At 72.9% G+C, this 11,122-nt stretch carries 9 protein-coding genes and 1 pseudogene; 6 read left to right on the top strand and 4 right to left on the bottom strand.

Going from position 1 to position 11,122, the window contains the following annotated elements; genetic code table 11:
* Positions 1-448: pseudogene (locus AB0K37_RS36520) on the bottom strand (hypothetical protein); the annotation flags it as partial.
* Positions 449-738: 290 nt separating this feature from the next.
* On the opposite strand from AB0K37_RS36520, the gene AB0K37_RS36515 reads away from it, so the two are divergent.
* Positions 739-1,146, top strand: coding sequence for an ATP-binding protein (locus AB0K37_RS36515; protein WP_363989190.1), 408 nt, complete (start codon positions 739-741; stop codon positions 1,144-1,146).
* A gap of 100 nt (positions 1,147-1,246) precedes the next feature.
* Here the strand turns inward: AB0K37_RS36515 and AB0K37_RS36510 are convergent, their stop codons facing one another.
* On the bottom strand, positions 1,247-2,899 hold the full coding sequence (locus tag AB0K37_RS36510) for an AMP-binding protein (protein WP_363989187.1): 1,653 nt from the start codon (positions 2,897-2,899) through the stop codon (positions 1,247-1,249).
* Positions 2,900-2,994: 95 nt separating this feature from the next.
* Positions 2,995-4,563, bottom strand: a complete 1,569-nt coding sequence (locus AB0K37_RS36505; protein WP_363989193.1) for an MDR family MFS transporter — start codon at positions 4,561-4,563, stop codon at positions 2,995-2,997.
* 165 nt (positions 4,564-4,728) lie between these two features.
* On the opposite strand from AB0K37_RS36505, the gene AB0K37_RS36500 reads away from it, so the two are divergent.
* Complete coding sequence (locus AB0K37_RS36500; RefSeq protein ID WP_363989184.1) at positions 4,729-5,313, top strand: helix-turn-helix domain-containing protein; 585 nt, start codon at positions 4,729-4,731, stop codon at positions 5,311-5,313.
* A 12-nt stretch (positions 5,314-5,325) separates the two neighbouring features.
* Here the strand turns inward: AB0K37_RS36500 and AB0K37_RS36495 are convergent, their stop codons facing one another.
* Complete coding sequence (locus AB0K37_RS36495) at positions 5,326-7,059, bottom strand: pyruvate dehydrogenase (protein WP_363989183.1); 1,734 nt, start codon at positions 7,057-7,059, stop codon at positions 5,326-5,328.
* Positions 7,060-7,228: 169 nt separating this feature from the next.
* Between AB0K37_RS36495 and AB0K37_RS36490 the strand changes: the two genes are divergently transcribed.
* The 4 genes from AB0K37_RS36490 to fahA all read left to right on the top strand — a co-directional run bounded on the left by AB0K37_RS36490 (position 7,229) and on the right by fahA (position 11,058).
* A complete protein-coding gene (locus AB0K37_RS36490) occupies positions 7,229-7,762 on the top strand; it encodes a MarR family transcriptional regulator (protein ID WP_363989181.1) in 534 nt (177 codons plus the stop codon).
* Positions 7,763-7,856: 94 nt separating this feature from the next.
* Positions 7,857-9,062, top strand: coding sequence for a cupin domain-containing protein (locus AB0K37_RS36485; RefSeq protein WP_363989178.1), 1,206 nt, complete (start codon positions 7,857-7,859; stop codon positions 9,060-9,062).
* Positions 9,059-9,895 carry a hypothetical protein gene (locus tag AB0K37_RS36480; RefSeq protein ID WP_363989175.1) on the top strand — a complete coding sequence of 279 codons (837 nt, stop codon included), beginning with the start codon at positions 9,059-9,061 and terminating at the stop codon, positions 9,893-9,895. The genes AB0K37_RS36485 and AB0K37_RS36480 overlap by 4 nt, the downstream gene beginning before the upstream one ends.
* Positions 9,892-11,058, top strand: a complete 1,167-nt coding sequence (fahA, locus tag AB0K37_RS36475) for a fumarylacetoacetase (protein ID WP_363989173.1) — start codon at positions 9,892-9,894, stop codon at positions 11,056-11,058. Before AB0K37_RS36480 ends, fahA begins: the two co-directional genes overlap by 4 nt.
* Positions 11,059-11,122: the final 64 nt, after the last annotated feature.

The following is an 11,122-nucleotide window of genomic DNA, read 5'->3' as shown; positions in this document are numbered from 1 at the left end:
GACAGGTCGTCGTAGGGGCAGTAGAGGTGCTCGGAGTACATCCGGGTGCGGTGCTCGTCGTCCTCGGGCACGCTCCGCCGTGGCCCAGCACCGACAGCGCCGCGGCGACCATCGCGGCGACCGTGATGAGGACGGCGAGCCACTCGCGCGAGGTCGGCCGCTCGCCGAAGCCGCTCATCCCGACGGCCAGCAGCAGGACGAGACCGAGCCCGTAGGCGGGCAGCGTCGCGGCGACGGGCAGCGCGGCCAGCGCCGTGGCGGAGAGTCCGAAGCCCGCCATCAGCACCGCGAGACCGGCGAGCCAGCGCGGGCTTCGCACGAGAAGTCCGGCGGCGTGCAGCGGACGGCGGCCCGAGAGCGGGCTCATCCGCCCCGCGGCCGTCTTGAACAGGACGTAGGCGACGATGTAGACGGCCTGCGCAGCGCAGGCGAGGACGACCGCGTGCATGGCGTTCCTCCCAGGGGTGGAGCCCCAGCGTGACATGAGGAAGGTGTGCGGTGATTCTCGCTGGAAGACGGAGAAGTTCCCGGTTTTGTGCGCCCGGGTGAGTAGTGCCCCACGCGGCGGAGATGTTTTTCATGATGTGCGCTTGGAGCGGCGAGTCCTGCCGTAAGCTCCGCCACCTAAGGCCGACCTGCCCCGGAAAGGCCGAGATCAAAGCGTCCGTAGCGTCGCCCGGTCACTCAGCGCAGATGAATGATTGCGGGAACGCTTCCCGAACCGAGTGTGGTGATGAAGTGACCGAGGGGATGGAACGGCTCGGCGAACCGATCGGCTTCACCGGGGAGGGCGACGGCGGCCGCCGCGCCCGCCGCGCCGTTCGCGAGCGCGCCGCGAAGGTCCTCGCGGACGAGACGCTCCTCGACGACGTCGAGCTGATGACCGCCGAGGGCGTCGCCAACGCCATCCTGCACGGCTCCGGCCTCATCAGCGTCACGATCGCCACCGACGGCCGGCGGCTCCGCGTCGAGGTGTCCGACGACGGCCCCGCCCAGGCCGACCCGAACGGCCCGCCCCGCCTCGACCACGGCCGCGGCCTCACCGTCATCGACGCCCTGGCCGACGAATGGGGCCTGGACCAGACCCCGCACCGCACCCGCCTCTGGTTCGTCATCGACGGCCGCCACCCGGCCGCCACCGTCTGACGCGAGCCCTGCCGACGCACACCCCCGCCGCCGCCCGCCCGGCTCGCCCCCCGCCCCGGCGCAGCATGACCCCTCACACAGCTCGGGCAACCGGTCGGGGTCAGGTGGGGAGGGCTCGGCGAAGGACCTTGCCGGTGGGGTTGCGGGGCAGGGCGTCCAGGAAGTGGACGTCGCGCGGGACCGCGTAGCGGGCCAGGTGGTCGCGGACCTGGGCGCGGACGGCGTCGCCGTCCAGGGCCTCGCCCTCGTGCAGGACGACGAACGCGGCGGCGCGCTGGCCGAACTCCTCGTCCGGGACGCCGACCACGGCGACCTCCCGCACCTGCGGAAGCTTCTCCAGCACCTCCTCGATCGCGCCGGGGAAGACGTTCTCCCCGCCCGAGACGATCATGTCGTCGTCGCGGCCGTGCACGAAGAGCCGGCCGTGCTCGTCGAGGTGGCCGACGTCGCCGAGGCTCATCAGGCCGTCGCGCATCTCCTTGGTGCCGCCGCCGGTGTAGCCGGCGAACAGCAGCTCGTTCGCGGCGAAGATGCGTCCCGTGGCGCCGGGCGGGACGGGCGCGCCCTCGTCGTCCAGGACGGCGACCCGCGTCCCCGGCGGCGGCGTGCCCGCGGTATCGGGACGGGCGCGCAGGTCGGCGGGGGTGGCGATCGTCACCCAGGACGCCTCCGTCGACCCGTACAGGTTGTAGAGGACGTCGCCGAACTCGTCCATGAAGGCGGTGGCGAGCGTCGCGGGCAGCGCCGAGCCGCTGACGGCCGCGATCCGCAGCGAGGACGTGTCGTGCCCGCGGCGCGCGGCCTCCGGCAGGTCCAGGACGCGCTGCAGCATGACCGGGACGGCGACCAGCGCGGTCGCGCGGGTCCGGTCGATCGTGCGGAGGGTCTCCTCGGGGTCGAACCTGGCCCGCAGGACGATCGTGGCGCGCAGCGAGACCGCGATCTGGAGCATCGCGTAGCCCCAGGTGTGGAACAGCGGCGCCTCGATGAACATCCGCTCGTGCACGCGGCAGGGGATGCGGGACAGGATCGACGCCAGCGGCGACAGCCCCGGCCGGGAGTGCCGGTCGGCGCCCTTGGGGCGGCCGGTCGTGCCGGAGCTCAGCACGATCGTCCGGCCCGCCCTGGCCGGAGGGCCGATCGGCGCGGCGGGCGTCGTGACGATGAGGTTCTCCAGCTCCGAGCCCGTCCCGCCCGCGGTGACCACCCGCACGGTCCTGGGCACGGCCGCGATGAAGCCGGTGAACTCCGCGTCGGCGATCACCACCTCGACCTTCTGCTGGCGGAGGACGGTCACGAGCTGCTCGGTGCTCATGCCGGTGTTCAGCAGGACGATGTCGGAGCCGCGCTTGCTGCACGCGACGAGCGCCTCGACCATGCCGCGGTGGTTGCGGCACAGGACGGCCACGCGGGGCGGGGAGCCGGAGCCGGAGCCGGGGGCGGACGCGGACAGGGCGGCGGCGAGCCGGTCGGTGCGGGCGTCGACCTCGCCGTAGGTCAGCTCCCCGGCGTCGTCGACGATCGCGACGGCGCCGGGGTCGCGGGCGGCGGCGGAGGCGAGCGTCCCGCCGAGCAGGGTGCCCCAGCGGCGCAGGGCGCCGAGCTGGCGGGCGACCCGCAGCGGCGGTCCGGGACGCCACAGGCCGCTGCGGGCGAACATCCCGCCCGCCCGGCCGACCGACACCGCGCGCCTGGCCAACTCCGCGCGCCTGGCCGACTCCGCGCGGCGCCCGAACTCCGATCGTCCGCTCATCTGCCGCCTCCGGGTACGGGGTTGGGGGTACCGACCGTACGGACGGAGGCTCGCGTCCTCTTCTGACTCGGCCCAGCTCTTCGGCCGGGCTTTTGTCAGGAGCCTGACAACGCGCGGCCCTCCGCGGCGGGGACGGGGACGTCCCCCTTCGTGGGTTCCGGCGAGCCGCCGAGGTCGAGGCTGTCGCGCAGCGTCACCGGCTTGAGGAACGCCGCCGCGACGATGCCGACGATCGCGATCGCCGCGGAGATGAGGAAGATGTGGCCGGTGGCGTCGCCGTAGGCTGCCCGGACGACCTCCTGGACGGGCGCGGGGAACGCGCCGATGTCGAGGGTGCCCGCGTCGCCGCCGCCCGCGCCCGGGTTCACGCCGAGCCTGCGCAGCCCGTCGGCGATCCGGTCCGCGACCTGGTTCGCCAGGACGGCGCCGAGCACCGAGACGCCGACCGTCCCGCCGAGGGAGCGGAAGAACGTGACGGTCCCGCTCGCGGCGCCGATCTCGTGCAGGGGCACCGAGTTCTGCACGACGAGGACGAGGTTCTGCATCGTCATGCCGACCCCGGCGCCGACCAGGAACATCGCGGCGCCGATGAAGACGAGCGAGGTCTGGTGGTCGATGGTGGCGAGCAGCCCGAACCCGGCGGTCAGCACGATCGTCCCGAAGACGATGTAGGGCTTGACCCTGCCGGTCTTGCTGGCGAGGCGCCCGGCCACGGTGGACGCGCCGAACACGCCGAGCATCATCGGGAACGTGAGCAGGCCCGCCTTGGTCGGGCTGTAGCCGCGCCCGATCTGGAAGTACTGGCCGAGGAAGACGGCGCCGCCGAACATCGCCATGCCGACGGCCAGGCTGGCCGTGATCGCGAGCGCGGTGTTGCGGCGCGCCACGATGTCCAGCGGGACGACCGGCTCCGCGGCGCGGGACTCGGCCCACACGGCCGCGGCGAGCAGCACCACGCCGGAGCCGGCCATCGCGGCCGTCTGCCACGACAGCCAGGCGAAGTTCTCGCCGACGAAGGTGACCCAGATCAGCAGCACGCTGACCCCGGCGGCGATGAGCGTCGCGCCCAGGTAGTCGATCTTGACGTCGGGCCGGCGGACGCGCGGGAGCCGCAGGGTCTTCTGCAGCAGCCCGAAGGCCACGACCGCGAACGGCACGCCGATGAAGAAGCACCAGCGCCAGCCGAGCGCGGAGTCGACGATGAGGCCGCCGAGCAGCGGGCCGCCGACCGTCGCGACGGCCATCACGCCGCCGAGGTAGCCGTAGTAGCGGCCCCGGTCCCGCGGGCTGATCATCGCCGCCATGATGATCTGGACGAGGATCTGCAGCGCGCCGACGCCGAGGCCCTGCACCGCGCGGAACGCGATGAGCTGCGCGGTGCTCTGCGCGAACCCGGACGCCACCGACGCCAGGACGAAGATGCCGACGCCCGCCTGGAGCAGCGTCTTCTTGTCGTAGAGGTCGGCCAGCTTTCCCCAGATCGGGGTGCTGGCGGTCGACACGAGCAGGGTCGCGGTGACGACCCAGGTGTACTGCGACTGGCTGCCCTTGAGGGCGCCGATGATCTGCGGCAGCGCGGTGGACACGACGGTGCTGCTCAGCATCGCCACGAACAGCACCAGCAGCAGGCCGCTGAGCGCTTCGAGGATCTGGCGGTGCGACATCGGGGCCGATCTCGCGGGGACCTGCTCGGTCAAGGAACGCCTCCGGGTGAAGTGGGCCTGTCCTGGGACGGGAACGACGGGATCAACCCCCGGCCCGGACACTTTATTCCCACTGCGCAAAATTTCGCACTGGGCAGGTTTTTGCCCGCTAGGCTTGGGGCCACCATGGAGACCACCGGTGGGCTGCGCGAACGCAAGAAGGAGGCGACGCGCCGCGCCCTGCACGAGGCCGCGATGCGGCTCGCCGTCGAGCACGGCCTGGACGAGGTCACCGTCGAGGCCATCGCCGACGCGGCGGGCGTGTCCCGCCGCACCTTCTCCAACTACTTCGCCGGCAAGGAGGACGCCCTCCTCTACGGCGACGAGCAGCGGATGAACGCCGTGCTCGCGACCTTCGCGGCCCGCCCGGCCGGCGAGTCGTCATGGACGGCGCTGCGCGCCTCGCTGGACGCCCTGCACGCGGAGGCCGGCGACCTGGACCCCCAGTGGGCGGCGCAGACGCGCCTCGCCCGCAAGCATCCGTCCGTCCTCGGGCGGCAGCTCGCCAGCTACGCCGAGTTCGAGCGGGCCCTCGCCGACCTGATCGCCTCCCGGGACGGCCTCCCCCGCCTGCGCGCCCGCGTCATGGCCGGCGCCTTCATGACCGCGCTGCGCGTCGCGTCCGTGGCCTGGATCGACGAGCAGCCCGTCCGCCCCCTCGCCGAGGTCGCCGCCGAGACCCTCACCGAGATGGCCCGCGAGTTCCGCTGACCGTCCGGCCCCTCAGGGGCGGGGGATGTTGCGCAGGTTGCTGCGGGCCAGGTCGAGCATCCTGCCGACGCCGCCGGCGAGGACGGTCTTGCCGGCCGACAGCGCGAAGCCCTTCACCTGCTGCGGCGTGATGCGCGGCGGGATGGACAGGGCGTTCGGGTCGGTCACGACGTCCACCAGGTAGGGGCCGGGCGAGGCGAGCGCCCGCTCCATCACCGTGCGGACGTCGGACGGGCGCTCCACCCGCGCCGACTCGATCCCGGCCGCCTCGGCGATCGCCGCGTAGTCGACGGGCTCGTGGTCGGTCTCGTAGGACGGCAGGCCGTCCACCATCATCTCCAGCTTCACCATGCCGAGCGACGCGTTGTCGAACAGGATGATCTTCACGGGGACGCGGTGCAGCCTCACGGTGAGCAGCTCGCCGAGCAGCATGCCGAGACCGCCGTCGCCGGAGATCGAGATCACCTGGCGTCCGGGCGCGCCGAACTGGGCGCCGACGGCGTGCGGGAGCGCGTTGGCCATGGAGCCGTGGACGAACGAGCCCATCACGCGGCGGCGCCCGTTCGGGGTGATGTAGCGGGCGGCCCAGACGTTGCACATCCCCGTGTCCACGGTGAAGATCGCGTCGTCGTCGGCGAGGTCGTCCAGGACGCCGGCGACGTACTCGGGGTGGATCGGGATGTGCCGGTCGATGTCGCGGGTGTAGGCGGAGACCACGTTCTCCAGCGCCCGCGCGTGGCGGTGCAGCATCTCGTCGAGGTAGGAGCGGTCGTGCTTCTGCTCCACCTTGTCCAGGACGAGCCGGATCGTCTCCCCGACGTCCCCGTGGACCGCGAGGTCGAGCGGGGTCCGGCGGCCCGGCTTGGACGGGTCGTCGTCCACCTGGACGGTGTTCCTGCCCGGCAGGAACGGATCGTAGGGGAAGTCGGTGCCGAGCAGGACGACGAGGTCGGCGGCCTGCATCGCCTCGTAGCAGGCGCCGTAGCCGAGCAGGCCGCTCATGCCCACGTCGAACGGGTTGTCGTACTGGATCCACTCCTTGCCGCGCAGCGCGTGGCCGACCGGCGAGAGCAGCCGGTGCGCCAGCTCGATCACCTCGGAGTGGGCGTCCCGGACGCCGGAGCCGCAGAACAGCATCACCTTCCGCGCCCGGTTGAGCGCGCCGGCGAGCTGCTCGACCTGGTCGGCCGGCGGGCGGACGACCCCCTTGCGGACGAGGAAGTCGTGCTCGCCGGTCGGTTCGGCCGTGTCACGGCCCGCGACGTCCCCGGGCAGCGTCAGCACGGAGACGCCGCCGAGCCCGATCGCGTGCTGGATGGCGGTCCGCAGGAGCCGCGGCATCTGCTCCGGGGTGATGATCGGCTCGCAGAAGTGGCTGCAGTCGACGAACAGCCGCTCGGGGTGGGTCTCCTGGAAGTAGCCGCTGCCGATCTGCACGCTCGGGATCTGCGACGCCAGCGCCAGCACCGGCGCCCCCGACCGGTGCGCGTCGTACAGGCCCTGGACGAGGTGGGTGTTGCCGGGGCCGCAACTGCCGGCGCACACGGCGAGCCGTCCCGTGGTCTGCGCCTCGGCCGCCGCCGCGAACGCGCCCGCCTCCTCGTTGCGGACGTGCACCCAGTCGATCCCGCGCGTCCGGCGCACGGCGTCCACGACCGGGTTGAGGCTGTCGCCCACCACCCCGTAGATCCGCCGGACCCCGGCCTGCCGCAGCACCTCGATGAACTGGTCGGCGACGGTCGCCATTCGCCATCTCCCCCGCTGTGTCCCCCGCTACGTCTCCCCCGCCATGCAATGCCCCCTGGCTCACGGCTGACACCGGACTACGGCTGACACCCCGGGCCCCACCGGGGTTAAATAGTCAAAGCATGAACTAGATCGGCGGGACTGCGAGCGGATGGACGAGCATGCGGACATGAGCACCGACGACCGGGCGGAGCTGGACTTCTGGTCGTTCGTCGATCTCGCGGAACGGCGGCTCTCGGAGGAGTTCGGGTTCCGGCACCGGCTGGCGACGCGGCTGCTGCTGACGCTGAACCGGGCGTCGGCGATCGTCACCTACGACCTGGAGTCCACGGTGCACCGGCCGCGCGGCCACTCCTGGTCGGCGTTCCGGCTGCTGTTCGTGACCTGGCTCGCCGGGCCGCTGGAGCCCGGCCGGGCCGCCACGCTGGCCGGGATGAGCAGGGCCGCCGTCTCCAACCTGAGCAAGACGCTCGTCGCGGACGGGATGCTCGCGCGCACCCGGGGCGAGCGGGACGGCCGGTCGGTGATCCTCGCGCTGACCGAGCGGGGGCAGGAGGCCATGCTGGAGATCTTCGCCGGGCAGAACGAGCGCGAGCGGCAGTGGGCGGACGTGCTCACCGAGACCGAGCAGCGGATGCTCGTCATGCTGCTGGACAAGCTCATCGCGGGACGCGGCTCGTTCGACGTCCGCGAGCGCAGCTGACCGGGGCCGCCGATTAGGCCTTCCTTTCGGAGGGAGAACAGCCGTAGGGTCGGCAGAAAGTAGTTAATGCGTTAATCATCGGAGGCGATGGAGGATGGCCCACTACCGCCGGGTCGGCCACGTGCCGCCGAAGCGCCACACCCAGCACCGCCACAGCGGCCACGGGGGCGGCGAGGAGCGGCTCTACTTCGAGGAGCTGATGGGCGAGGAGGGCTTCTCCTCCGACTCGTCACTGCTGTACCACCGGGAGATCCCGTCCGCGATCGTCGACTCGCGGGTCTGGGACGTCCCCGACCAGACCACGACGCCCAACCATCCGCTGCGGCCGCGCCACCTGAAGCTGCACGAGCTGTTCCCCAAGGAGACGTGGTCCGAGACCGACGTCGTCACCGGCCGCCGGCTCATCCTCGGCAACGGCGACGTCCGGCTCTCCTACGTCGTGTCCGCCGCGGACTCGCCGCTGTACCGCAACGCGACCGGCGACGAGATCGTCTACATCGAGTCCGGCACCGCGACGGTCGAGACGATCTTCGGGGCGGTGGAGGCGAAGCAGGGCGACTACGTCGTCATCCCGACCTCGACCACGCACCGGTGGCTGCCGACCGGCGACCAGCCGCTGCGCGCGTACGCGATCGAGGCCACCGGCCACGTCGCGCCGCCGAAGCGCTACCTGTCGCGCTACGGCCAGTTCCTGGAGCACGCCCCGTACTGCGAGCGCGACCTGCACGGCCCCGGCGAGCCCCTCCAGGCCGACGGCGCCGACGTCGAGGTCCTCGTCAAGCACCGCACGTCGCGCGGCATCTCCGGCACCCGGCTGACCTACGCGCGCCACCCGTTCGACGTCGTCGGCTGGGACGGCTGCCTGTACCCGTTCACGTTCAGCGTCCACGACTTCGAGCCGATCACCGGCCGCGTCCACCAGCCGCCGCCCGTCCACCAGGTGTTCGAGGGCCACAACTTCGTCGTGTGCAACTTCGTGCCGCGCAAGGTGGACTACCACCCGCTGTCGATCCCGGTGCCCTACTACCACTCGAACGTCGACTCCGACGAGATCATGTTCTACTGCGGCGGCGACTACGAGGCGCGCAAGGGCTCCGGCATCGGGCAGGGCTCGGTCTCGGTGCACCCGGGCGGCCTCGCGCACGGCCCGCAGCCCGGCGCGTACGAGCGCAGCATCGGCGTCGAGTTCTTCGACGAGCTGGCCGTCATGGTCGACACCTTCCGCCCGCTCGAACTGGGCGAAGGCGGTCTGGCCTGCGAGGACGAGGCGTACGCCTGGACCTGGGCGGGGCGGCGGTGATCCCCCCGTTCGCGGTGGGCCTGTGCGACGACGCCGCCGTCTTCCCGCCGGGGCTCGCGCCGCTCGCCGACGCCGTCCCGGCGCACCGCGACCACCGCGCCGCCGCCTACGCCGGCCTCGTCGGTCCGCTGGTGCTGCCCGCCGGCGCGCTCGACGCCCTGTACCCGCTGCTCGACGGCGAGCCGCTCGACGTGTCGGTCACCGCGCCGAACGGCCCGTGCGAGGCCGCGAAGGCGGTGGGCGTCGCCGCCGACCTGCCCGTCGAGGTACGCGGGCTGGAGGTCGCCGTCCCGCCCGGCATGGGCCCGGAGGAGTTCTTCCGCGTGCTCGGCCGCCCCGGCGTACCCGTGTACGTCGAGATCCCCCGCGACGAGCGGCGTCCCGCGTTCATCGAGGCGGTCGCCGCGCGCGGCGACCGCGCGAAGTTCCGCACCGGCGGGGTGAAGGCCCACCTGTACCCGGACACGGACGAGCTCGCCGCCGCCGTCACGTCGGTCGTGGAGGCGGGCGTGCCGTTCAAGGCGACGGCCGGTCTGCACCATCCGGTCCGCAACACCGACCCCGAGACCGGGTTCCACCAGCACGGCTTCCTGAACCTGCTGCTCGCGACCGACGCCGCCCTGCGCGGCCGCCCGCACGCGGAGCTCGCCGCCGTCCTGGCCGACCGCGACGCGCCGGCGGTCGCCGCCCGCGTGGCGGGGCTCGGCGAGGCGCGCACCGCCGCGGCCCGCGCCCGCTTCCTGTCCTTCGGGACGTGCAGCATCACCGACCCCCTGACCGAACTCGCGGACCTCGGACTGCTCGGGTCCGCACTCCTGGAGAACTCCCGATGACCCGCATCGCGATCCCCGGAGACTCCCTCTTCGGGCTCGCCAACCTCCCCTACGGCGTGTTCTCGACCCCGGGCGCCGCGCCCCGCGTGGGCGTCCGCGTGGCCGACTCCGTCGTGGACCTCGCCGCCGGCCTCGGCGACGGCGTCTTCGCCGCGCCGTCGCTGAACCCCTTCATGGCCCAGGGCCACGCGCGCTGGGTCGAGGTCCGCGAGCAGGTCCTCGACCTGGTGTCCGAGGACGTCCCGGACGGGGCCGTCCACCCCCTCGACGCGGTGACCCTGCACATGCCGTTCGAGGTCGCCGACTACGTGGACTTCTACGCCTCCGAGCACCACGCGTCCAACCTCGGCCGGCTGTTCCGCCCTGACTCCGAGCCGCTCATGCCGAACTGGAAGCACCTGCCGGTCGGGTACCACGGCCGCGCCGGGACGGTCGTCCCGTCCGGGACGCCGATCGTGCGCCCGAGCGGGCAGCGCAAAGGCGAGACGGCGCCCACGTTCGGGGAGAGCCGCCGCCTGGACATCGAGGCCGAGGTCGGCTTCGTGGTCGGCACCGGCTCGGCGCTGGGCGACCCGGTGAGCGCCGACGACTTCGACGAGCGGGTGTTCGGCGTCGTCCTGGTCAACGACTGGTCGGCCCGCGACATCCAGGCGTGGGAGTACGTCCCGCTCGGCCCGTTCCTGGGGAAGAGCTTCGCGACGTCGGTGTCCCACTGGGTCGTCCCGCTCCTCGCCCTGGAGGCCGCCCGCGTCGCCACGCCGCCGCAGGACCCCGAGCCGCTGCCCTACCTGCGCGAGAAGAACCCGTGGGGTCTGGACCTCGACCTCGCCGTCTCCTGGAACGGGCAGGTCGTCTCCCGCCCGCCCTACCGGGAGATGTACTGGTCGCCCGCCCAGATGCTCGCGCACATGACGGTGAACGGCGCCTCCTCCCGCACCGGCGACCTGTTCGCCTCCGGGACGGTCTCGGGCCCGGACAAGGACCAGCGCGGCGCCTTCATCGAGCTCACGTGGGGCGGCAAGGAGCCCGTGACGGTCAACGGCGAGCCGCGCGCCTTCCTGGAGGACGGCGACGAGGTCTCGATCACCGCCTCCGCCCCCGGCCCCTCCGGCGCCCGCATCGGCTTCGGAGAGGTCACCGGCCGGATCCTCCCCGCCCGCTGACCCGCCCGCGGCCCGCACCCCCCCGGGGGGGCCGCCCACCACGCCCACCGCCGCGGGGGACGCG

Source organism: Actinomadura sp. NPDC049753 (genome assembly GCF_040674655.1).
GTDB lineage: Bacteria > Actinomycetota > Actinomycetes > Streptosporangiales > Streptosporangiaceae > Spirillospora > Spirillospora verrucosospora.
This window is presented reverse-complemented; position numbering and strand designations above follow the sequence as displayed.

Bases quoted from the DNA above. Each gene is read 5' to 3' on its own strand.
- AB0K37_RS36510 (WP_363989187.1), bottom strand. From the start codon at position 2,899: ATGAGCGGACGATCGGAGTTCGGGCGCCGCGCGGAGTCGGCCAGGCGC.
- AB0K37_RS36505 (WP_363989193.1), bottom strand. From the start codon at position 4,563: ATGTCGCACCGCCAGATCCTCGAAGCGCTCAGCGGCCTGCTGCTGGTG.
- AB0K37_RS36500 (WP_363989184.1), top strand. From the start codon at position 4,729: ATGGAGACCACCGGTGGGCTGCGCGAACGCAAGAAGGAGGCGACGCGC.
- AB0K37_RS36495 (WP_363989183.1), bottom strand. From the start codon at position 7,059: ATGGCGACCGTCGCCGACCAGTTCATCGAGGTGCTGCGGCAGGCCGGG.
- AB0K37_RS36490 (WP_363989181.1), top strand. From the start codon at position 7,229: ATGAGCACCGACGACCGGGCGGAGCTGGACTTCTGGTCGTTCGTCGAT.
- AB0K37_RS36485 (WP_363989178.1), top strand. From the start codon at position 7,857: ATGGCCCACTACCGCCGGGTCGGCCACGTGCCGCCGAAGCGCCACACC.
- fahA (WP_363989173.1), top strand. From the start codon at position 9,892: ATGACCCGCATCGCGATCCCCGGAGACTCCCTCTTCGGGCTCGCCAAC.